This is a genomic window from Kitasatospora sp. NPDC057936, assembly GCF_042887525.1.
GTDB lineage: Bacteria > Actinomycetota > Actinomycetes > Streptomycetales > Streptomycetaceae > Kitasatospora.
In genome coordinates this window covers 47982-69425 of sequence record NZ_JBHVPD010000008.1, presented here as the reverse complement: position 1 = coordinate 69425, position 21444 = coordinate 47982, and the positions used below count along the sequence as shown (strand labels likewise).

17 protein-coding genes are annotated in these 21444 nt (G+C 74.2%); 13 read left to right on the top strand and 4 right to left on the bottom strand.

Annotation, left to right across the window (positions count from 1 at the left end; all coding sequences use genetic code 11):
• Window positions 1-379: 379 nt before the first annotated feature.
• The 9 genes from hpnC to ACFVU9_RS06755 all read left to right on the top strand — a co-directional run bounded on the left by hpnC (window position 380) and on the right by ACFVU9_RS06755 (window position 12220).
• A complete protein-coding gene (hpnC, locus tag ACFVU9_RS06795; protein ID WP_380503037.1) occupies window positions 380-1336 on the top strand; it encodes a squalene synthase HpnC in 957 nt (318 codons plus the stop codon).
• A 41-nt stretch (window positions 1337-1377) separates the two neighbouring features.
• On the top strand, window positions 1378-2235 hold the full coding sequence (hpnD, locus tag ACFVU9_RS06790) for a presqualene diphosphate synthase HpnD (RefSeq protein ID WP_380442235.1): 858 nt from the start codon (window positions 1378-1380) through the stop codon (window positions 2233-2235).
• A 127-nt stretch (window positions 2236-2362) separates the two neighbouring features.
• Window positions 2363-3796: a hydroxysqualene dehydroxylase HpnE gene (gene hpnE / locus ACFVU9_RS06785; RefSeq protein WP_387590695.1), complete on the top strand. Its 1434-nt coding sequence runs from the start codon at window positions 2363-2365 to the stop codon at window positions 3794-3796.
• Window positions 3797-3933: 137 nt separating this feature from the next.
• Entirely contained in the window at window positions 3934-5022 is a 1089-nt protein-coding gene (locus ACFVU9_RS06780) for a polyprenyl synthetase family protein (protein WP_380442215.1), read from the top strand.
• Between the two features lie 7 nt (window positions 5023-5029).
• On the top strand, window positions 5030-7111 hold the full coding sequence (gene shc / locus ACFVU9_RS06775) for a squalene--hopene cyclase (RefSeq protein ID WP_387590692.1): 2082 nt from the start codon (window positions 5030-5032) through the stop codon (window positions 7109-7111).
• On the top strand, window positions 7108-7785 hold the full coding sequence (locus ACFVU9_RS06770) for a 1-hydroxy-2-methyl-2-butenyl 4-diphosphate reductase (RefSeq protein ID WP_380442211.1): 678 nt from the start codon (window positions 7108-7110) through the stop codon (window positions 7783-7785). Before shc ends, ACFVU9_RS06770 begins: the two co-directional genes overlap by 4 nt.
• A 2-nt stretch (window positions 7786-7787) precedes the next feature.
• The gene (gene hpnH / locus ACFVU9_RS06765; RefSeq protein ID WP_359958036.1) at window positions 7788-8816 is read left to right on the top strand and encodes an adenosyl-hopene transferase HpnH; all 1029 of its coding nucleotides are present in this window, start codon (window positions 7788-7790) and stop codon (window positions 8814-8816) included.
• A gap of 103 nt (window positions 8817-8919) precedes the next feature.
• Window positions 8920-10830: a 1-deoxy-D-xylulose-5-phosphate synthase gene (gene dxs / locus ACFVU9_RS06760; protein WP_380489226.1), complete on the top strand. Its 1911-nt coding sequence runs from the start codon at window positions 8920-8922 to the stop codon at window positions 10828-10830.
• The gene (locus ACFVU9_RS06755; protein WP_380489223.1) at window positions 10820-12220 is read left to right on the top strand and encodes an aspartate aminotransferase family protein; all 1401 of its coding nucleotides are present in this window, start codon (window positions 10820-10822) and stop codon (window positions 12218-12220) included. The genes dxs and ACFVU9_RS06755 overlap by 11 nt, the downstream gene beginning before the upstream one ends.
• A gap of 65 nt (window positions 12221-12285) precedes the next feature.
• Here the strand turns inward: ACFVU9_RS06755 and ACFVU9_RS06750 are convergent, their stop codons facing one another.
• Entirely contained in the window at window positions 12286-12558 is a 273-nt protein-coding gene (locus tag ACFVU9_RS06750) for a DUF6343 family protein (RefSeq protein ID WP_380442204.1), read from the bottom strand.
• Window positions 12559-12634: 76 nt separating this feature from the next.
• Between ACFVU9_RS06750 and ACFVU9_RS06745 the strand changes: the two genes are divergently transcribed.
• On the top strand, window positions 12635-12895 hold the full coding sequence (locus ACFVU9_RS06745; protein ID WP_380442202.1) for an I78 family peptidase inhibitor: 261 nt from the start codon (window positions 12635-12637) through the stop codon (window positions 12893-12895).
• A 33-nt stretch (window positions 12896-12928) separates the two neighbouring features.
• Here the strand turns inward: ACFVU9_RS06745 and ACFVU9_RS06740 are convergent, their stop codons facing one another.
• Window positions 12929-13786, bottom strand: a complete 858-nt coding sequence (locus tag ACFVU9_RS06740; RefSeq protein WP_387590687.1) for a phosphatase PAP2 family protein — start codon at window positions 13784-13786, stop codon at window positions 12929-12931.
• Between the two features lie 244 nt (window positions 13787-14030).
• A complete protein-coding gene (gene fabG, locus ACFVU9_RS06735; RefSeq protein ID WP_380489214.1) occupies window positions 14031-14795 on the bottom strand; it encodes a 3-oxoacyl-ACP reductase FabG in 765 nt (254 codons plus the stop codon).
• A 405-nt stretch (window positions 14796-15200) separates the two neighbouring features.
• Between fabG and ACFVU9_RS06730 the strand changes: the two genes are divergently transcribed.
• Window positions 15201-16064, top strand: a complete 864-nt coding sequence (locus ACFVU9_RS06730) for a MarR family winged helix-turn-helix transcriptional regulator (protein WP_380442196.1) — start codon at window positions 15201-15203, stop codon at window positions 16062-16064.
• Window positions 16065-16370: 306 nt separating this feature from the next.
• On the opposite strand, the gene ACFVU9_RS06725 is transcribed toward ACFVU9_RS06730, so the two are convergent.
• Window positions 16371-17234 (bottom strand): aldo/keto reductase, encoded by an 864-nt coding sequence (locus tag ACFVU9_RS06725; RefSeq protein ID WP_387590683.1) that lies wholly within the window; start codon window positions 17232-17234, stop codon window positions 16371-16373.
• A gap of 446 nt (window positions 17235-17680) precedes the next feature.
• Here ACFVU9_RS06725 and ACFVU9_RS06720 point away from each other — a divergent pair, with 446 nt between their 5' ends.
• Together ACFVU9_RS06720 and ACFVU9_RS06715 are read left to right on the top strand one after the other, a co-directional pair.
• On the top strand, window positions 17681-19555 hold the full coding sequence (locus tag ACFVU9_RS06720; protein WP_380489210.1) for an ABC transporter transmembrane domain-containing protein: 1875 nt from the start codon (window positions 17681-17683) through the stop codon (window positions 19553-19555).
• A 73-nt stretch (window positions 19556-19628) separates the two neighbouring features.
• Window positions 19629-21401, top strand: a complete 1773-nt coding sequence (locus ACFVU9_RS06715; protein ID WP_380442190.1) for an ABC transporter ATP-binding protein — start codon at window positions 19629-19631, stop codon at window positions 21399-21401.
• Window positions 21402-21444: the final 43 nt, after the last annotated feature.

Genomic DNA, 21444 nt, shown 5'->3' with positions numbered 1-21444 from the left:
CCGCCCTGGGCCCGGCGGCGGGAGTGCGCGTGGCCCGCCGCGGCCCCCCACCGCCCGACCCCGCGCCCCGACCACCTCCCGGAGCCCCCCGCGCCCGGGGGGGGGGGGGGGTGCGTTCTCCCCCGGGCCCCCCCCCCCCGCCGTGTGCCCGGCGCCGGTAGTCCGGGTGGCCCGCCCCCGGCGGGGTGAGCGCCCCGTGCGCCGGGCGGGGCGCTCTTCTGCGGCGCGGCCCGTGGTGTCAGGCTGTATGCGCGGGGGGCGTGTGCCGGACGTGACGCCCGTGCTCGGACGCGTGTCCGAGTCGGGCCGGTGATGCCCATCGGTGTAGAACGGGGGAGTGACAGCAGTGTCGGCTTCGGCCCAGCCCAGCAACGAGCCCGTGGACCAGACCGCGGGGGCGACCCTGGAGAAGGCGAGCGCGGAGAACTTCCCGGTCGCCCCCTTCTTCCTGCCCGCCGCCTGGCGCGGTGACCTGATGGCGGTCTACGGCTTCGCCCGGCTGGTCGACGACGCGGGCGACGGCGACCTCGCCGACCCGGCCGGCGCCGCCCGCCTCCTCGGCGTCGACACCCCCTTCCCGGCGTCCGCCACCACCCCTTCGGCCCAGTGCGGCCCGCCCGCTCCCGACGAGGTCGCCTTCCGGCTCGCCCTGCTCGACGGACTGGACCGCGACCTCGACCGGGTGTTCGAGACGGCGCTGCGCCCGGGCGGCGCCGACCGGCCCCGGCACCCGCTGATGCGCGCCCTCGTCCCGGTCGTCGACCGGCACGGACTGACCCCCGAGCCCTTCCGCCGCCTGATCGAGGCCAACCGGGTCGACCAGACCACCGCCCGCTACGCCACCTGGGACGACCTCGTCGGCTACTGCACGCTCTCCGCCGACCCGGTGGGCCGCCTGGTGCTCGCCATCGCCGGCGTCTCCACGCCCGAGCGGGTCGGGCTCTCCGACGCGATCTGCACCGCCCTCCAAGTGGTCGAACACCTCCAGGACGTCGCCGAGGACCTCGCCCGCGGCCGGATCTACCTGCCCGCCGAGGACCTGGAGCGCTTCGGCGTCACCGAGGCCGACCTGGCCGCGCCGAGCGCCGACGGCCCGGTCCGCGAGCTGATCGCCTTCGAGGCCGAGCGGGCCCGCACCCTGCTCGACCGCGGCGCGCCGCTGGTAGGTACGGTTCGGGGGAGGCTTCGACTGCTCCTGGCGGGATTCACCGCAGGTGGTTACGCGGCCCTGGCGGCCGTCGAGGACGCCGGGTACGACGTGCTCGCCCAGCAGGCGAAGCCGGACAAGCGCCGCCTCGCAGCGAAGGCGGCGGCCATCTTCGCGAAGGGAAGGTGAACGCCCGAGTGGCGGCATCACCACTGGCGTCGGCCCAGGTCATGGCGGCCTACCGGTACTGCGAGGCAGTCACCGGACTCCAGGCGCGCAACTTCAGCTACGGCATCCGGCTGCTGCCGGAGCCCAAGCGGCTGGCCATGTCGGCCCTGTACGCCCTGGCCCGCCGGGTGGACGACATCGGCGACGGCGACCTGCCGGCCGACCGCAAGGCCGAGGCACTGCTGCGCACCCGCGAACTGCTGGACGACGTCCGCGCCGGCAAGGTCGCCGAGGACGACACCGACCCGATCAAGGTCGCCCTCGCGGACGCGGCCCGTCGCTTCCCGATCCCGATCGGCGGCTTCGACGAACTGATCGACGGCGTCGAGATGGACCTCAAGGGCGCCGAGTACCAGACCTACGAGGAGCTCAAGGTCTACTGCCGCTGCGTGGCCGGCGCGATCGGCCGGCTGTCGCTCGGCGTGTACGGCTGCGACGACCCCGAGCGCGGGGCGCACTACGCCGACACCCTCGGGCTCGCGCTCCAGCTCACCAACATCCTGCGCGACCTGCGCGAGGACGCCCTGAACGGCCGCACCTACCTGCCCACCGAGGACCTGGTCCGGTTCGGCTGCCAGGAGGGCTTCGCCCAGCCCAGGCCGCCGGCCGGCGCGGACTTCACCGGCCTGGTCGCCTTCGAGGCCGCCCGGGCGCAGGCCGCGTTCGAGGAGGGCCTGCGGCTGCTGCCGATGCTCGACCGCCGCAGCCGGGCCTGCACGGCCGCGATGGCCGGCATCTACCACCGGCTGCTCGGCCGGATCGCGGCCGACCCCGAGTCGGTGCTGCGCGGCCGGGTCTCGCTGCCGGGCTGGGAGAAGGCGTACGTGGCGCTTTCCGGGCTCGCCGGGGGGCGTTCTTGATTCTCGCCGCAGTTCTGTCACGCTGTGTCAGCGGGGAATCACGCATGGGTAGAGCCGCGTTGTCCACGACCGAGCCGACCACGGCAGCCGCCGCCGGGCGGTCCAGCGATCGCGAGGGGGAGGGCCGATGACCGGGCGAGCCGATGCCGCGCGCCCGGCCGCCGTCGTGGTCGGCGGCGGCCTGGCCGGGATCACCGCCGCGCTGCGCCTGGCCGAGGCCGGGCAGCGGGTCACCCTGGTGGAGGGGCGGCCCCGGCTCGGCGGCCTCGCCTTCTCCTTCCGGCGCGGCGAGCTGACCGTCGACAACGGCCAGCACGTCTACCTGCGCTGCTGCACCGCCTACCGCGGCCTGCTCGACCGGCTCGGCGCCACCCGCCTCACCCACCTCCAGGAGCGGCTCGACGTCCCGGTGCTCTCCGTCACCGGCCCGGCCGAGGCGCCCGTGCGCACCCTCGGCCGGCTGCGCCGGGCCGGCCTGCCGGTCCCGCTGCACCTGGCCGGCAGCCTCGCCCGCTACCCGCACCTCGGCCCGGCCGACCGCGCCCGGGTGGTCCGCGGCGCGCTCGCCCTCCAGCGCCTCGACCTGGCGGACCCGGCGCTGGACGGCACCTCCTTCGGCGCGTGGCTGCGCCGCCACGGGCAGAACGAGCGGACCCTCGCCGCCCTGTGGGACCTGGTCGGCGTCGCCACCCTGAACGCCTACGCGGACGACGTGTCGCTGGCCCTCGCGGCCATGGTGTTCAAGACCGGCCTGCTCTCCGACCCGGGCGCCTCCGACATCGGCGTCGCCGCCGTCCCGCTCGGCACCATCCACCACGACCGGGCGCTCGCCGAGCTGGAGCGCGCGGGCGTGACGGTGCTGCTGCGCGCCCGCGCGGCGGAGCTCAAGCCCGGCGCGCAGCAGCACGCCGTACGCCTGGAGGGCGGCGAGCTGCTCACCGCCGAGACCGTCGTCCTGGCCGGCGCCCAGGACAGCGCGGCCGCCCTGCTGCCGCCGGACGCGATCCCCGCACAGGAGCGCCTGGTCGGCTTCGGCACCTCGCCGATCCTCAACGTCCACGTCGTCTACGACCGCAAGGTCCTGCGCCGCCCCTTCTTCGCGGCGCTCGACTCCCCGGTCCAGTGGGTCTTCGACCGCACCGACCACTCCGGACTGGCCGCCGCGCCGCTCGGCCGCGAGCACCCCGGCGCCCAGTACCTGGCGCTCTCCCAGTCCGCCGTGCGGGACGAGATCGACCTGCCCGTCGCCGAGCTGCGCGAGCGGTACCTCCCGGAGCTCGCCCGGCTGCTGCCCGCCGCGGCGGGCGCCGAGGTGCTGGACTTCTTCGTCACCCGCGAGCGCACCGCCACGTTCGACCCGGCCCCCGGCACCGCGGCGCTGCGCCCCTCGGCGGGCACCCGCGTGCCCGGCCTGCTGCTGGCCGGTTCGTGGACGGCCACGGGCTGGCCCGCGACGATGGAGGGGGCCGTGCGCAGCGGCCACGCCGCGGCCGACGCGGCGCTCGCCGCCTCGGGTGCCCGCCGCCCGGTGGACCGGGGCGACGGGAGGTGGCCGAGGTGACCAGCGGCCCCGTCGCCGGCGACCCCGCGAGAGCCGGCGCCCGTCCCTCCGGACGCGCCGGGCACCCCGGGCGCGCCGACACCGCAAGCATCCGGCCGGCCCGCGCGGTCCGGCACCACCAGGGAGAGGGAACGCACGTGGAGTCACGCACCGGCACCGCCGCTGGAGGCACGGCGCACGCCGAACCGGTCTCGGTGCCGGAGCTGCTGGCCCGCAGCCGCACGCTCTGCACCCCGCCGCTGCGCGCCGCCGTCGCCCGTTTGGCCGCACCGATGGACACCGTCGCGGCGTACCACTTCGGCTGGATCGACCGGGACGGCACGGCCGTGAAGGGCGACGGCGGCAAGGCCGTGCGCCCGGCGCTGGCCCTGCTGTCCGCCCAGGCGGCGGGTGCGTCCGCCGAGGTGGGGGTGCCCGGCGGGGTCGCCGTTGAACTGGTACACAACTTCTCCCTGCTCCATGATGATCTGATGGACGGTGACGAGACCCGGCGCCACCGGGCGACCGCCTGGACGGTCTTCGGCCCGGCCCAGGCGATCCTGGTCGGCGACGCCCTGGCGACGCTCGGGACGGAGGTGCTGCTCGACGCCGGCGCGGCCGGTCCGGCGAGCGCCGCCGACGCCGCGCGCGCCGTCCGGCTGCTCACCACCGCCACCCGCCGGCTCATCGACGGGCAGGCGATGGACGTCGCCTTCGAGCAGCGCGACAGCGTCACCGTCGCCGAGTGCCTGGAGATGGAGGGCGGCAAGACCGCCGCCCTGCTCGCCGCCGCCTCGGCGATCGGCGCCGTGCTGGCCGGGGCCGACGACGAGGTCTCCGGCTCGCTCCAGCGCTACGGTCACCACCTGGGCCTGGCCTTCCAGGCGGTGGACGACCTGCTCGGCATCTGGGGCGCCACCGAGGTCACCGGCAAGCCGCACTGGGGCGACCTGCGCCAGCGCAAGAAGTCCCTGCCGGTCGCCGCCGCCCTCGCCGAGGGCGGCGCCGCGTCGCGCCGCCTGGCCGAGCAGCTGGCCGACCCCTCGGGCCGCGGGGAGGAGAGCGAGCCCGAGCTCGCCGCCCGGGCCGCGCTGATCGAGCAGGCCGGCGGCCGCGCCTGGACCCAGGAGGAGGCCCGCCGCCAGCACACGACCGCCCTCGCCGCTCTCGACGAGGTGCCCATGTCCGACCCGGTGCGCGAGCACTTCGTCGCACTCGCCGAATTCGTGGTGGTACGAGAGAGGTGACGTTACGTTGACAGCAACCGCGGACGGCCGGCTCGACCCTGAGTACGATCCCGAGCCGGTCGCGGTGGGCGACCGCCCCCCGGCCCTGCTGGGCACCGGACTGTGGCGGCCCGAGGACCCCGCCCCGCCCCCACCGGGCGGGGAAGCGGCCCCGGGTCCGGCCGACGCCCGGGACGCGCTGGCCCGGGCCACCGCCCACCTGCTCTCGCTGCAGAGTCCGGACGGCTGGTGGAAGGGCGATCTGGAGACCAACGTCACCATGGACGCCGAGGACTTACTGCTCCGGCAGTTCCTCGGGATCCGCACCGAGGAACAGACCGCGGCCACCGCCGACTGGATCCGCTCCCAGCAGGGGGAGGACGGCACCTGGGCCACCTTCCACGGCGGGCCGCCCGAACTGTCCACGACCGTCGAGGCGTACGTCGCCCTCAAACTCGCCGGCGACGACCCGGACGCGCCGCACATGCTTGCCGCCGCGCGCTACGTCCGCTCCGCCGGGGGCATCGCCGCCGCCCGGGTCTTCACCCGGATCTGGCTCGCGCTCTTCGGCTGGTGGCCCTGGGAGCGGCTGCCCGAGATGCCGCCCGAGATCATCTTCCTGCCCCGCTGGCTGCCGCTGAACATCTACGCCTTCGGCTGCTGGGCCCGCCAGACCATCGTCCCGCTGACCGTCGTCTCGGCCCACCGCCCGGTCCGCCCGGCGCCCTTCGTGCTCACCGAGCTGCACACCGACCCCGGTGACCCCTTCCCCGACCGGCCGCTCGCCCCCGCCACCAGCTGGGACGGCCTCTTCGAGCGCCTCGACAAGGTCCTGCACGCCTACCACCACCGCGCGTTGCGCCCGCTGCGCAAGCACGCCATCGCCCAGGCCTGCCGCTGGATCGTCGAGCGGCAGGAGGCCGACGGCTGCTGGGGAGGCATCCAGCCGCCCGCCGTCTACTCGCTGATCGCCCTGCACCTGGAGGGCTACGAGCTGGAGCACCCGGTGATGCAGGCCGGGCTCACCGCCTTCGACCGCTTCACCGTGCACACCGAGGACGGCATGCGCTGGCTGGAGGCCTGCCAGTCCCCGGTCTGGGACACCTGCCTGGCCACCATCGCCCTGGTCGACGCCGGACTGCCGGCCGACCACCCGGCGCTGGTGACCGCCGTCGACTGGATGCTCGGCGAGGAGATCCGCAAGCGCGGTGACTGGAGCGTGCGGCGGCCCTCGCTGGAGGCGGGCGGCTGGGCGTTCGAGTTCGAGAACGACACCTACCCCGACATCGACGACACCGCCGAGGTGGTGCTCGCGCTGCGCCGGGTCGCCCACCCCGATCCGGCGAAGGTCGACGGGGCGGTGGACCGGGGAGTGCGCTGGAACCTCGGCATGCAGTCCAAGAACGGGGCCTGGGGCGCCTTCGACGTCGACAACACCAGCACCCTGCCGAACAAGCTGCCGTTCTGCGACTTCGGCGAGGTCGTCGACCCGCCGTCCGCCGACGTCACCGCGCACGTCGTCGAGATGCTCGCCGAGGTCGGCCAGGCGCGGGACCCGCGCACCCGGCGCGGCGTGGAGTGGCTGCTGCGCAACCAGGAGGCCGACGGCTCCTGGTTCGGCCGCTGGGGCACCAACTACATCTACGGCACCGGCTCGGTGCTGCCCGCCCTCGTCGCGGCCGGTGTGCCGGACGAGCACCCGGCGATCCGCCAGGCCGTCCGCTGGCTGGAGGACCGCCAGAACGCCGACGGCGGCTGGGGCGAGGACATGCGCTCCTACGACGACCCGGCGCGCTGGGCCGGGCGCGGCGACTCGACCGCCTCGCAGACCGCGTGGGCGCTGATGGCGCTGCTCGCGGCCGGCGAGGGCCCCGAGCGCCGGGCCAACCCGGCGGTGGAGCGCGGGGTCGACTGGCTGGTGCAAACCCAGCTGCCCGAAGGCACGTGGGACGAGCCGCAGTTCACCGGGACCGGCTTCCCGTGGGACTTCTCCATCAACTACCACCTGTACCGGCTGGTCTTCCCCGTCACCGCCCTCGGCCGCTACCTGGGCGGCGGTCCGGCGGTCCTGCGGGAGGGCGCCGGCCCGGTGATCGGGGCGTCCCGGTGACCACCCCGCCCCTGCTGGTGCTCTGCGCGCTCGGCCCCGAGGTCTGGGCCCTGCGCGGCGGGGACTGGCGCGGCTCGGCGGGCGGGCCGCCGGTGCTGCTGCGCACCGGGGTGGGCCGGCGGCGGGCCGGCCACGCGGTGCGCCGGGTGCTCGGCTCCGCCCCGGGTGGCTACGGCGCGGTCGTGGTGGCCGGCTTCGGCGCGGCCGTCGGCCCCGGGATCGCCCCGGGGGACGTCGTCGTCGCCGACGGCGTGCGCAACGCGGAGGGCAACCTGTTCGCCGTCCGCTCGGCCGCCGACCTCGCCCGGGCGCTCAAGGAGCGCGGGCTGGCCGTGCACACCGGGGTGCACCACACCGCCGACCACGTCGTCCGCGGCCTCGAACGGCGGGCCCTGTACCTCCAGGGCGCGCTCGCCGTCGACATGGAGGCCGCCGCCGTCCTCGCCGCGCTGCACGAGCTGCGGCCCGCGCTGCCCGCGGCCGTCCTGCGGGTGGTCGTGGACACCCCCGAGCGGGAGCTGCTGCGGCCCGGGACGCTCCCCGCGGGGGTGCGCGCCTGGCGGACCCTCCGCGCGACCGTTCCCGCCCTCGTCGACTGGTACCGGCAGGACCTCCCGGACCGCAGGGAACCGCACCACCCCACATCCTCGACGCTCCCCCAGGAGGCGAGCTAGCCATGGCCATGCCGTTGCGCCAGACCGTGCGGGTCGGCACCTACCTCATGCAGCAGAAGCTGCTCAAACGGCGGGACAAGTTCCCCCTGATCGTCGAGCTGGAACCGCTGTTCGCGTGCAACCTCGCGTGCGAGGGCTGCGGCAAGATCCAGCACCCGGCGGGCGTGCTGAAGCAGCGGATGCCGGTCGCCCAGGCGGTCGGCGCGGTGCTGGAGTCCGGCGCGCCGATGGTCTCGATCGCCGGCGGCGAACCGCTGATGCACCCGCAGATCGACGAGATCGTCCGGCAGCTGGTGGAGCGCCGCAAGTACGTGTTCCTGTGCACCAACGCGCTGCTGCTGCGCAAGAAGATCGACAAGTTCCGGCCCTCGCCCTACTTCACCTTCGCCGTGCACATCGACGGCATGCGCGAGCGGCACGACGAGTCGGTGGCCAAGGAGGGCACCTTCGACGAGGCGGTGGCGGCCATCAAGGAGGCCAAGCGGCGCGGCTTCCGGGTCACCACCAACAGCACCTTCTTCAACACCGACACCCCGCAGACCGTCATCGAGGTGCTGGACTACCTCAACGACGAGCTCAAGGTCGACGAGATGATGATCTCCCCGGCCTACGCCTACGAGAAGGCCCCCGACCAGGAGCACTTCCTCGGCGTCACCCAGACCCGCGAGCTGTTCCGCAAGGCCTTCGCCGGCGGCAACCGGCAGCGCTGGCGCCTCAACCACAGTCCGCTCTTCCTGGACTTCCTGGAGGGCAAGAAGGACTTCGAGTGCACGCCGTGGGGCATCCCCAACTACTCGCTCTTCGGCTGGCAGCGGCCCTGCTACCTGATGGCCGACGGGTACGTGCCCACCTACCGCGAGCTGGTCGAGAAGACCGACTGGAGCAAGTACGGCCGCGGCAAGGACCCGCGCTGCGAGAACTGCATGGCCCACTGCGGCTACGAGCCGACGGCGGTGCTCGCCACCATGGGCTCGCTCAAGGAATCGCTGCGCGCGATCACCGAGACCGTCAGCGCCAACCGCGGCCGCTGACCTGACCCGGTCGCTCCAGACCGGCCCGGGCGCCGTGCCCGGGCCGGCCCCGCCCCTCGGGGGCGAAGGCACCACCGCACCACTCGAGTCGTGAGGTGTACCCATGTCACTGCTCTCCAGCGTCACGTCCCCGGCCGACCTGCGAAAGCTCCCCGCCGCCGAACTGCCGCTGCTCGCCGACGAGATCCGCGACTTCCTGATCGACGCCGTCACCCGGACCGGCGGGCACCTCGGCCCGAACCTCGGCGTGGTGGAGCTGACCATCGCCCTGCACCGGGTCTTCGACTCCCCGTACGACCGGATCGTCTTCGACACCGGACACCAGAGCTACGTCCACAAGCTCCTCACCGGGCGCCAGGACTTCAGCCGGCTGCGGATGAAGGGCGGCCTGTCCGGCTACCCGTCGCGCGCCGAGTCCGAGCACGACCTCGTCGAGAACTCGCACGCCTCCACCGCCCTCTCCTACGCCGACGGCCTCGCCAAGGCCGCCCAGCTGCTCGGCCAGCACGACCGGCACACCGTCGCCGTCATCGGCGACGGCGCGCTCACCGGCGGGCTCGCCTGGGAGGCGCTCAACAACATCGCCGACGCGAAGGACCGGCCGCTCGTCATCGTCGTCAACGACAACGAGCGCTCCTACGCGAAGACGATCGGCGGCCTCGCCCACCACCTCGCCACCCTGCGCACCACCCAGGGCTACGAGCGCTTCCTCGCCCTCGGCAAGGGCGCGCTGCAACGCACCCCGCTGGTCGGCCAGCCGATCTTCGACGCGCTGCACGGCGCCAAGAAGGGCTTCAAGGACGCCTTCGCCCCGCAGGGCATGTTCGAGGACCTCGGGCTCAAGTACCTCGGCCCGATCGACGGCCACGACCTCGGCGCCGTCGAACAGGCGCTGCGCCAGGCCCGGGGCTTCGGCGGCCCGGTCATCGTGCACTGCCTGACCGTCAAGGGACGCGGCTACCGCCCCGCCGAACAGGACGAGGCCGACCGCTTCCACGCCGTCAACCCGATCGACCCCTACACCTGCCTGCCGATCTCGCCCAGCGGCGGCGTCTCGTGGACCTCGGTGTTCGGCGAGGAGATGGTCGCGCTCGGCGCCGAGCGGCCCGACGTCGTGGCGATCACCGCGGCGATGCTCCAACCGGTCGGGCTGGAACGGTTCGCCAAGGCCCATCCCGAACGCACCTTCGACGTCGGCATCGCCGAGCAGCACGCCGTCACCAGCGCCGCCGGGCTCGCCACCGGCGGGCTGCACCCCGTCGTCGCCGTCTACGCGACCTTCCTCAACCGCGCCTTCGACCAGGTCCTGATGGACGTCGCCCTGCACCGGCTCGGCGTCACCTTCGTCCTCGACCGCTCCGGGGTGACCGGGCCCGACGGCGCCTCGCACAACGGGATGTGGGACATGTCGATCCTCCAGGTCGTTCCGGGCCTGCGGCTCGCCGCCCCGCGCGACGCCGACCAGCTGCGCGCCCAGCTGCGCGAGGCCGTCGACGTGGCCGACGCCCCCACCGTCGTGCGCTTCCCCAAGGCGACCATCGGGCCCGCCGTCCCGGCCGTCGAACGCGTCGGCGGCGTGGACGTGCTGCTGCGCACCGGCGACCTGCCCGAGATCCTCCTGGTCGCCGTCGGCACCACCGCGCCGGCCTGCCTGGACGCCGCCCGGCTGCTGATCGCCGAGGGCTTCGCCGCGACCGTCGTCGACCCGCGGTGGGTCAAGCCCGTCGACCCGGCGCTGCCCGTACTCGCCGCCGCCCACCGGCTCGTGGTCACCGTCGAGGACAACGGGCGCACCGGGGGCGTGGGCGCCGCCGTCGCCCAGGCGCTGCGCGACGCCGACGTCGACGTCCCGGTGCGGGTGCTCGGCCTGCCCCAGGAGTTCCTCGGCCACGCGGCCCGCGGCGAGGTCCTGGAGGAGGCCGGGCTGACCGGCACCGGGGTCGCGGCCCAGACCGCCGTCTTCGCCAAGAACCTGCTACCGACCAGAGGAGCGAACCCGCGCCATGCCGGCTGACCCCGACCGCACCGCCTTCGACCTCGCCGCCCTGATCGCCGAGCGCGGCGGCGAGCGGTACGAGCTGCACGGCCGCTACCTCAACCCGCAGCTGCCGCGGATGCTCCACACCATCGGCTTCGACAAGTACTACGAGCGCGCACAGGGCCCGTACTTCTACGACGCCGAGGGCAACGAGTACCTCGACATGCTGGCCGGCTTCGGCATCTTCGCGCTCGGGCGCCACCACCCCGTGGTGCGCTCGGCGGTCCAGCAGGTCATGGACCTCGACCTGCCCGACCTCGTGCGCTTCGACTGCTCGCCGCTGCCCGGGCTGCTGGCCGAGCGGCTGCTCTCGTACGCGCCGGGGCTGGACCGGGTGTTCTTCGGCAACAGCGGCACCGAGGCGGTCGAGACCGCGCTCAAGTTCGCCCGCTACGCCACCGGCCGCAAGCGGATCCTCTACGCCGACCACGCCTTCCACGGGCTGACCGTCGGCTCGCTCTCCGTCAACGGGGAGAACGGGTTCCGCAAGGGCTTCGACCCGCTGCTGCCCGACACCGCCATCCCGCTCGGCGACCTCGGCGCGCTGGCCAAGGAGCTGAAGCGCGGCGACGTCGCGGCGCTGATCGTCGAGCCGATCCAGGGCAAGGGCGTCCTCGCGCCGCCGCCCGGCTGGCTGCGGGCGGCCCAGGACCTGCTGCACGAGCACAAGGCGCTGCTGATCTGCGACGAGGTGCAGACCGGGATCGGCCGCACCGGGGAGTTCTTCGCCTACCAGTACGAGGAGGGCGTGCTGCCCGACCTGGTCTGCGCGGCCAAGGCGCTCTCCGGCGGGTACGTGCCGGTCGGGGCGACGCTCGGCAAGGGCTGGATCTTCGAGAAGGTGTACTCCTCGATGGACCGCGTGCTCGTCCACTCGGCCAGCTTCGGCTCCAACGCCCAGGCGATGGCGGCCGGGCTCGCGACCCTGGAGGTCATGCGCGACGAGAAGGTGGTCGAGAACGCCCGGCAGGTCGGCGACCACTTCCGGGAGCGGCTCGCCGCGCTCGTCGACAGGTACGAGCTGCTGGCCGAGGTGCGCGGCAAGGGGCTGATGATCGGCATCGAGTTCGGCCGGCCCAGGTCGCTCAAGCTGCGCACCGGGTGGACCGCGCTCCAGGCGGCCCGCAAGGGGCTGTTCGCCCAGATGGTGGTCGTGCCGCTGCTCCAGCGCCACCGGATCCTGACCCAGGTGTCCGGGGACCACCTGGAGGTGATCAAGCTGATCCCGCCGCTGATCATCACCGAGCGGGACGTCGACCGGTTCGTCACGGCGTTCACCGACGTCATGGACGACGCACACCGGGGGAGCGGGCTGATGTGGGACTTCGGGCGGACGCTGGTGAAGCAGGCGGTCGGCAACCGCTGACGGCCGTTGCCGCAAGGAGCGGGAAGTCGGCCCGGCCGACTTCCCGCTCCGGGGGAGACACCGCGTCAGAGCTCGGTCCGGCGGCGCCGGATGACCACGACGAGATCGACGGCGGCGAACAGGGTGAGCAGGCCCATCACGACCGCGAAGCCGGTGAGGGTGCCGCTGCTCGGGGCCCCGTACGACGGGGAGTTGGCCGCCCAGACCGCGAAGGCCACCGTCGCGATCGCGAACAGCGGGGTGAAGGTGAGCGACAGCAGGTAGCGGAGCTTGAGGTCGCTGCGGGCGGTCGAGGGCTCGGTGCCGCTGCGCCAGCGCCGCGGGGTCGTGGTGCGCATGTCCGTTCACCTCCCGGCCGCACGGGTGCGGGCTACGATTCCAGCGTACGTCCGAGGGACGGGCCGGGGAGGGGCGATGACGGGATCGGGCGGGGAACGACCGGGGGCCGGCGGCGGCGATCAGGGGGGCGCGGGCCACGCCTGGGACGGGCCGGAGGGGGACGCCGAGGGCTACGCGGGACTGCGGATCGAGCGGGCGCGGGAGCTGGCCCGGCGGCACGGGTGGGCCTCGGTCCGGGTGCTGGAGCCGGACGCGATGATCACCATGGAGTACCGGGAGGGGCGGCTCAACCTCGCGGTGCGCGACGGCGTGGTGGAGCGTAGCTGGGAGGGGTGAGGCGCCGTACCGGGCCGTTGACCCGGCCGTCGTTCATCGGTTCCGGACGTCCCGGCGGCTCCGGCTCCCGCTTCGGTTTCGGCTCCGGCTCCGGCGCCTGCGGCTGGTGATCCACTCCTCGGCCGTGGTGACGAGCGGCTCCAGCAGCGGCAGCGAGAGCAGCACCAGCAGTCCGGCGGCCCAGCCGGCCAGGACGTCGGTGACCCAGTGGGTGCCCAGGTAGACGGTGGTCAGGCCGATCGAGCAGGCGGTGGCGGCGGCGATCAGCGCGCCGGTGCGGCGCCAGCGGACGGCGAGGTAGGCCAGCACACCCCAGGTGACGACGGCGTTGGCGGTGTGGCCGGACGGGAAGATCGTGCCGCCGGAGAAGAGCTCGGGGGAGCCGACGTACTGGGCGTAGTGCGGGCCGAGCCGGCCGGTGACGATCTTGACGGCGCCGACGGTGACGTTGAGCAGCAGCAGGGCGACGCCCATCACCAGGAGCGGGCGCAGCCGGCCGAGCCGGTGGGCGCGCCAGGCGAGCCAGGCGAAGGCGGCGATCGCGGAGGGGCCGCGCTGGCCGGCCACCACCCAGGTGCCGAGCAGCGGCTCCAGGCCGGGCCAGCGCTCGTAGGGGCGCAGCAGGCGGACCGACCAGTCGAGGTCGACGAGGGCGGTGTTGAGGAGTACACCGGCGAGTACCAGCAGGTAGCAGGCGCAGGTGGCGAGGAGCAGGAGCGCGCGGCGGCGGCTCATCGGGGGCCAGCCGGGCTCGGCGGTGGCCGGGCCGAGCGGCGCGGGGCCGTCCGGGGCCGGGCGCACGGGCCGGTCCGGGGCCGGCCGGCCGGGGCGGCGGGAGGTGTTCTCCGGGCCCTGCTTCGGGAATTGCCGGGAGGCACTCGGGGCTTGCACGGGGGTGACCCTACCCATCCGTCCGGTGCCATTTCGGGGGTAATTGTCATTTCCCCGGGAAATCGACAATCCGGTCGGCAGGGGATGGTCCGGGGAGTGATTTCGGCTAATCCCCGATCGAAAGTCCGTGTGGTGTTCGAATCATCCTTCAAAAGGCTCGGTAAAAAGAACGGGGCGGCCGGCCGGTCCGCCCGGCCGCCCGCCCCATGGTCACCCTGTGTAGGTTCCGTGCCCAGTAGAGGGGTCAGTCGAGGGGGCCGCCCGCGACGTAGATCACCTGACCGGACACGAAGCCGGCGCCCTCGCTCGCGAGGAAGGAGATGGTGTGGGCCACATCCTCAGGCAGACCGACCCGCTGGACCGGGATCTGAGAGGCTGCGGCCCGCTTGAAGTCTTCGAAGTCCATGCCGACCCGGGCCGCGGTGGCCGCGGTCATGTCCGTGGCGATGAAGCCCGGGGCCACGGCGTTGGCGGTGACGCCGAACTTGCCGAGCTCGATGGCCAAAGTCTTGGTGAAGCCCTGCAGGCCCGCTTTGGCGGCCGAGTAGTTGGCCTGGCCGCGGTTGCCCTGGGCGGACGAGGAGGACAGGTTGACGATGCGGCCGAAACCCGCGTCCACCATGTGCTTCTGCACCGCGCGGGTCATCAGGAAGGCGCCGCGCAGGTGGACGTTCATGACCGTGTCCCAGTCGGACTCGGACATCTTGAAGAGCAGGTTGTCGCGGAGCACTCCGGCGTTGTTGACCAGGACGACGGGGGCGCCGAGCTCGGCCACCACGCGGTCCACGGCGGCCTGGACCTGCCCGGCGTCCGAGACGTCGGCGCCGACCGCGAGGGCCCGGCCGCCCGCGGCGGTGATCCGGTCGACGGTGTCCTTGCCGGCCGCCTCGTCCAGGTCGAGGACGGCGACCGCGTAGCCGTCGGCGGCCAGTCGGAGGGCGGTGGCGGCGCCCAGGCCGCGTCCGGCGCCGGTGACGACGGCGACCCGGGGGGTGCTCTGCTCGGTCATGCTCGCTCTCGTCTCTCTCAGGATTTTCCCAGGGAAGGGCGTCCCCGGGTGACGCTGGCCACACCCTACCGGCGAGTAGGAAGGGCGGCCAGAGCGGAGACGCGCAGGTGACGGTGGGTAAGGACCGACCGGTCGGCTTTCTGCTGAGAACGGGTTACCGAGAAGGCGTGGCGGCGCGTAAATATGCCAATGTTGCCGAACCTGCGTCTACTATCCGCCCCTGCCTGCCAGCGAGGGCCAGCCGTTTGTATAGTGTCCGCCAGCAGCCACCGGCTGCACGGCTGGAGCGCCCTCCCTCATAGCGGGACGCCCACTCGCCGTTACTGCCCCACCCGGGTGTCCCACACACACCGGGTGTGACATCGGGACGGATACATGGTGCTGGGGGAGATCCCGACGACCCGCGTGTCTGCGCGACTGCAGCAGTCGCCCGGACACCTCATCCGCGTTGCACAGCAGGTCCACACGCGACTGTGGTCCGAACACGTCGGAGCCGATCTCACGGCTCCGCAGTTCGCCGTCCTGCTGGTCCTCGCGCTGGAACCGGGCGCGGACCAGAGGACGGTCGGCGAGCGTGCCTCGCTCGACAAGGCCACGATGGCGGAGATGGTCGCGCGGCTGGTCCGCCGCGGCTTGGTGCTGAGAAGGCGCGACCCGGCCGACGGCCGGCGCAAACTCCTCGCTCTGTCGCAGAGCGGGGCCCAGGCGGTGCGCGAGGCCACCGGAGGCGTGGTCCGCGTGCAGCGCACCCTGTTCGAGCCGCTCGGCGCGGACGAGCAGGTCGAGATCGTCCGGGTGATGGCCAAGATAGCCAGGCTGGAGCCCGCGGCGGTCGTGTACAGCGACGCGCGGCCGATACTGGACGCCCAGCGGGCGATCGGTTACCTGATCAGGGTGAGCCAGCAGGTGCACACCAAGCTCTGGTCGGAGCACGTCGGTGCGGAGCTCACCGCTCCGCAGTACGCGGTGCTCGACGCGCTGGAGCTGGAACCGGGCGCGGACCAGCGCACGGTCGGCGAGCTGGCCTCGCTGGACAAGGCCACGATGGCCGAGATGGTGAGCCGTCTCGTCCGCCGCGGTCTGGTGCAGCGCCGCCGCGACCCCTCGGACGGGCGGCGCAACCTGCTCTCGCTCTCGCCGGCGGGACAGGACCTGCTGCACCGCTCGGCGGCCGGCGTCGCCAAGGTCCAGCAGCTGCTGCTGGCGCCGCTGGACGAGCACGAGCACGCTCCGGCGCTCGCGCTGATCGGCAAGGCCGCCAGGCTCTAGCCTCCGCCCTTTTGAGCTCCAGCCAAAACGATTCGCCAACGTACGGACGATCCCGGGTCAGGGGTCGGGTCGGACGGGGGTGGGTCGGGGAGGGTTTCGGGCTCGTGTCGTAGTGATCGTGTGCTTGTGTGCTCACATATTTGCGGCACGAGTCCCTTCCGGGCATGTCGAAGACCGCCCACTCCTCAACGGGGTGGGCGGTCTTTCGATATGACCGCTGGTCCGGTGGCTACGGGTTCCCGGTCAGGGACGCCTGGCTACGGGTGCCCGGCGTCCCGGCCTCGGGGCCTCGCGGCCGGGCGGGGCTCAGTTCCAGTCGAAGCCCTGCGGGTCCGGGCCGATGCGCTCGCCGGTGGCGACGCCGGCGATCGCGGCGAGGTCCTCCGCGTCGAGCTCGAAGCCGGTCACGTCCAGGTTCTCCCGGATGCGGGAGGGGGTGACCGACTTCGGGATCGCGATGATGCCGCTCTGCAGGTGCCAGCGGAGCACGACCTGGGCGACCGTGCGGCCGTGCTTCTCGGCGATCTTCACCAGCGCCGGCTCGGCGAGCAGGTCCTTGCCCTGGCCCAGCGGGCTCCACGCCTCCGTGGCGATGCCGTGCTCGGCGTGGAAGGCGCGCAGCTCCGTCTGCGGGAAGTACGGGTGCAGCTCGACCTGGTTGAGCGCCGGGACGACCGAGGCCTCGTCGACCAGGCGGGTCAGCTGCTCGGGGCCGAAGTTCGAGACGCCGATGGAGCGGGCCCGGCCGTCGGCCTTGAGCTGCTCCAGCGCCTTCCAGACGTTCGGGTAGGTGCCGTGCATCGGGCGCGGCCAGTGGATCAGGTAGAGGTCGACGTACTCCAGGCCGAGCTTGGCCAGCGAGGCGTCGAACTCGCGCAGGACCGCGTCCCGGCCCTGCGCGCCGGACCAGTCGCGGGTGCCGGAGTTCCACAGCTTCGTGGTGATGTAGAGGTCCTCGCGGGCCACGCCGCCGGCCAGCGCCTCGGTGACGGCCTGGCCGGTGCCCGTCTCGTTCTCGTAGATCGCCGCGGTGTCGATCGAGCGGTAGCCCGCCTCGATGGCGGCGCGGACGGCCGGGGTGGCCTCCGCGTCCGGGACCTGCCACACGCCGAAGCCGAGCTGCGGGATCCGCGTGCCGTCGTTCAGGGTCACGGTGGGGATGTTGCTCACGGGAAGGGGTGCCCTCCTGGTCGACCATGGGTTCCAGTGGGGCAACCGGAACTCATGGAGTGTTTGTTCCCGCCGTTCGGGTGAACCTTCCGGGGCCGCGGGCCGTCCGGGCGGGGAACCGCGGGGGCGGGCCCGGAAAACCTGTTGCGCGGATCACACCGGGGTTGGCAGGCTCGCGGCCATGACCTCCTGAGACACGGGCCCTTCGTGCCCTCCCCAGTCAGCCCCGGCCGCTGCCGGGCGCGTTTCCGTCGCCGTGGCCCGCGCCGCCCGTGGCGCGCGGCGCCTCGAACCATCCCGAAGCCTCCCGGACCGTGCGCACCGCGGACTGCTCGCCGCAGGCCGCGTGCCGCCGAACCGGCGTGCCGCCGTTTCGCGTGCCGCCGCTCCGCGCGCCGACCGGGCCACCCCAGGACCGTCCCCCGAACCACCGGCATCGGAGTGTCATGCCGCTCGCACCCCTCCCCCTGGCCGATCCCGGCCGCCCCGACCTCTCCTCACCCCTCGCCTTCCTGCGCTGGCTCCAGCGCGCCCAGCGGCGCGGGCAGGTGCTCTCCACCTGCTGGGCGCTGCTGGAGATGGGCGGTCAGGCCGCCCTGCCCGTACCGCTCGGACACGGCGTCCAGGCCGCCGTGGACGGCGACGCGGGCGGGATCTGGCGGGCCGGCGCCCTCGTGGTGCTGCTCGCCGCCGTCGCCTCGCTCGGCACCGTCCTGCTGCACCGCCAGGCGGTCTGGAACTGGATCCACGCCGCCACCCACGTACGGCAGTTGGTCGCCCGGCAGGCCTCGCACCTCGGCGCCGGGCTGTCCCGGCGGATCGCCACCGGCGAGGTCGTCGCGGTCGGCAGCGGGGACGTCGAGCGGATCGGCTGGTACGTCGAGCTCGTCGCCCGCGTCCGGGCCGCGGTGATCGTCTGGCTGGCGGTCAGCGCGGTCGTGCTGGTGACCGAGCCGGTGCTCGGCCTCGGCGTGCTGCTCGGCGTGCCGGTGCTCGCGGCCTCCGTCTGGCCGCTGATCGGGCCGTTCGAGCGGCGCTACGAGAAGCAGCGCGCGCTCGGCGGCAAGGCCACCGAACTGGCCGCCGACACCGTCGCCGGGCTGCGGGTGCTGCGCGGCATCGGCGGCGAAGAACTGTTCCTGGAGCGCTACCGCGCGGCCTCCCAGAAGGTCCGCGCCGCGGCCGTCCGCTCGGCCCGGCTGTGGTCCCTGATGCAGGCCCAACAGGTGCTGCTGCCGGGCCTGTTCGTCGTCGGGGTCACCTGGTACGGGGCCCGGCTGGCGGCCTCCGGGGAACTCGCCGTCGGCACCCTGATCGCCGTGTACGGCGCGACCGCCTTCCTGGCGGCGCCGCTGCGGATCCTCGGCGAGGCCGCGCACGCCTGGAGCGTGGCCCGGGTCTCCGCGGGCCGGGCCGTCCGGGTGCTCTCGCTGCGCCGGACCAGCGGCGCGGCCGAGGCCGCGCTCACCCGGCCGGGCACCTGCGACCTGCACGATCCGGTGACGGGGCTGACCGCGCGGGCCGGCGAGCTGACCGCCGTGGTCTGCGGCGATCCGGACTTCGCCGGAGCGCTCGCCGAGCGGCTCGGCGGGCACGTCCCGACGGCCGAGGAGGAACGGCAGCCCTCCGCCCGGCTCGGCGGGACGGAGCTGGACGCGGTGCCGCTGGCCGAGGCGAGAGCCGCGGTGCTGGTCCACGACAAGGAGCCGGTACTGCTCTCCGGCACACTGGCCGGGCTGTTCGACATCCCGTCCTCGGGCCGGGTCCCGGTCGCCGAGGCGCTCGCGGCCGCCCGCTCCGACGACGTGCTGGAGGCCCTGGTGGAGGGCTCGCCGGAGTGCGGGGGAGACCCGATGCGCGCCCGGATCACCGAGCGCGGCCGGTCGCTGTCCGGCGGCCAGCGCCAGCGCCTCGCACTGGCCCGCGCGCTGCTGGCCGACCCGCCGGTGCTCGTCCTGGACGAGCCCACCAGCGCGGTCGACGCCCACACCGAGTCGCGGATCGCCACCGGGCTGCGCGACGTCCGGGCCGGGCGCACCACCGTGGTGTTCGCGACCAGCCCGCTGCTGCTCGACCAGGCGGACCGGGTGGTGCTGGTCCGCGACGGCCGGGCGGTCGTGGCCGGGCGGCACCGCGAGCTGATGCGGACCGAGCCCGCGTACCGGTCGGTGGTCACCCGTGACGAGGAGGCCGCGCCCGGGGCTCCTGCCCGGGGCGAGGCCGTTGCGGGGAAGACCGTTGCGGGGGCGGCCGCCCGGGGCGGGGAGACCGTGCCCGGGGCGGAGGCGGCTTCCGTGGGGGCCGGGGAGGGGGCCGCGTGAGCACGTCCGTCAACCGTCCTGCGAACAACTGTGCTGCGAACAACTGTCCTGCGAAGCCAGCGAGGAGTACGTCATGAAGCCCCCTCTGCATCAGGAGCAGGGGCCGGCCGCCACCCTGCCGGTCGGCTCGCCGGCCGCCGTGCGCGCGTACCTGCGGCTGCTCGCGCGGCGCCACCGCACGGCCTTCTCCGGGGTGGTGGCGCTGCACTCGGTGGCCACGCTCGCCGGGCTGGTCGGGCCGTGGGTGCTCGGCGGGCTGGTCGAGTCGCTGGCCCCGGACGGTGCGCGGGCCTCCCTCGGGGTGGCCGTCGCCTGGTACCTGCTGGCGCTGGCGGTGCAGTCCGCCTTCACCGGCTGGTCCCGGATGCGCGGCGCGATCCTCGGCGAGCGGGTCCTCGCCGACCTGCGCGAGGACTTCCTGGTCCGCTCGGTCGCGCTGCCCACCGGCGTCCTGGAGCGGGCCGGCACCGGCGACCTCGTCTCCCGGGGCACCACGGACATCGACCGGCTGGACAAGTCCGTGCGCGAGGCGGTGCCCGAACTCGCGGTCGCCGTCGTGTCGTTGCTGCTGGTCCTCGGCGCGCTGCTGGTCACCTCGCCGCTGCTCGCGCTCACCTCCCTGGTCGGGCTGCCGTTGCTGCTGGCCAGCTCCCGCTGGTACTTCCGGCGCGCGCCGCAGTCCTACCGCAACGAGTCGGCCGGGTACGCCGCGGTGAACACCGTGCTCGCCGAGACGGTGGACGCCGGGCGGACGGTCGAGGCGCTGCGCCTGGGCGACCAGCGGGTCCGCCTGACCGACCGCAAGCTGCGCGAGTGGCTGGCCTGGGAGCGGTACACGCTGTGGCTGCGCTCGGTGTGGTTCCCGACCGTCGACGCGGTCTACGCCTCGGCGGTGCTGGCCACGCTGGTGCTCGGCGGACTGTTCACCCTCCGCGGCTGGATCACCGTCGGCCAGCTGACCACCGGGGTGCTGTACGCCCAGATGCTCACCGGCCCGGTCGACCTGATCCTGCGCTGGTACGACGAGCTGCAGATCGGGCAGGCCTCGCTGGCCCGGCTGGTCGGCGTCCGCGAGGTGCCGGAGCACGAGGGCGACGAGGGCGCGCGCCCGGACGGCCGCCGGGTCGAGGCCACGGACGTGCGGTTCGGCTACCGCGAGGGCGCGGACGTCCTGCACGGGATCAGCCTGGACGTCGCCCCGGGCAGCCGGGTGGCGCTGGTCGGGCCGTCCGGGGCGGGCAAGTCCACCCTCGGGCGGCTGCTGGCCGGGATCTACGCGCCCGGCCGGGGCAGCGTCACGCTCGGCGGCGCGGCGCTCGCGCGGATGCCGGCCGAGCGGGTCCGGGCCGAGGTGGCGCTCGTCAACCAGGAGCACCACGTCTTCGTGGGTACGCTGCGGGACAACCTGCGGCTGGCCGCGCCCGGGGCCGATGACACCGAGCTGAGGGCCGCGCTCGACGCGGTGGATGCCGGTGCCTGGGTGGACGCCCTCCCGGAGGGCCTGGACACCGAGGTCGGCTCCGGCGGCGCCGTGCTGACCCCGCCGCAGGCCCAGCAACTGGCCCTGGCCCGGCTGGTGCTGGCCGATCCGCACACCCTCGTGCTGGACGAGGCCACCTCGCTGCTCGACCCGCGCGCCGCCCGGCACCTGGAGCGCTCGCTCTCCCGGGTGCTGGAGGGGCGGACGGTCATCGCCATCGCGCACCGGCTGCACACCGCGCACGACGCCGACGTGATCGCGGTGGTCGAGGGCGGGCGGATCAGCGAGTACGGCAGCCACCCGGAGCTGGTCGCGGCCGGCGGTCCGTACGCGGCGCTGTGGCGCTCCTGGCGGGACGAGCGGTAGTGCCGGTCAGGTCCGGGGTCGTCAGGTCCGGGGTCGTCAGGTC

What these genes read in the sequence shown, in the direction of transcription:
- hpnD (WP_380442235.1), top strand. Translation starts at nt 1,378, where the DNA reads ATGGCGGCCTACCGGTACTGCGAGGCAGTCACCGGACTCCAGGCGCGC.
- hpnE (WP_387590695.1), top strand. Translation starts at nt 2,363, where the DNA reads ATGACCGGGCGAGCCGATGCCGCGCGCCCGGCCGCCGTCGTGGTCGGC.
- hpnH (WP_359958036.1), top strand. Translation starts at nt 7,788, where the DNA reads ATGGCCATGCCGTTGCGCCAGACCGTGCGGGTCGGCACCTACCTCATG.
- dxs (WP_380489226.1), top strand. Translation starts at nt 8,920, where the DNA reads ATGTCACTGCTCTCCAGCGTCACGTCCCCGGCCGACCTGCGAAAGCTC.
- ACFVU9_RS06755 (WP_380489223.1), top strand. Translation starts at nt 10,820, where the DNA reads ATGCCGGCTGACCCCGACCGCACCGCCTTCGACCTCGCCGCCCTGATC.
- ACFVU9_RS06750 (WP_380442204.1), bottom strand. Translation starts at nt 12,558, where the DNA reads ATGCGCACCACGACCCCGCGGCGCTGGCGCAGCGGCACCGAGCCCTCG.
- ACFVU9_RS06745 (WP_380442202.1), top strand. Translation starts at nt 12,635, where the DNA reads ATGACGGGATCGGGCGGGGAACGACCGGGGGCCGGCGGCGGCGATCAG.
- fabG (WP_380489214.1), bottom strand. Translation starts at nt 14,795, where the DNA reads ATGACCGAGCAGAGCACCCCCCGGGTCGCCGTCGTCACCGGCGCCGGA.
- ACFVU9_RS06720 (WP_380489210.1), top strand. Translation starts at nt 17,681, where the DNA reads ATGCCGCTCGCACCCCTCCCCCTGGCCGATCCCGGCCGCCCCGACCTC.
- ACFVU9_RS06715 (WP_380442190.1), top strand. Translation starts at nt 19,629, where the DNA reads ATGAAGCCCCCTCTGCATCAGGAGCAGGGGCCGGCCGCCACCCTGCCG.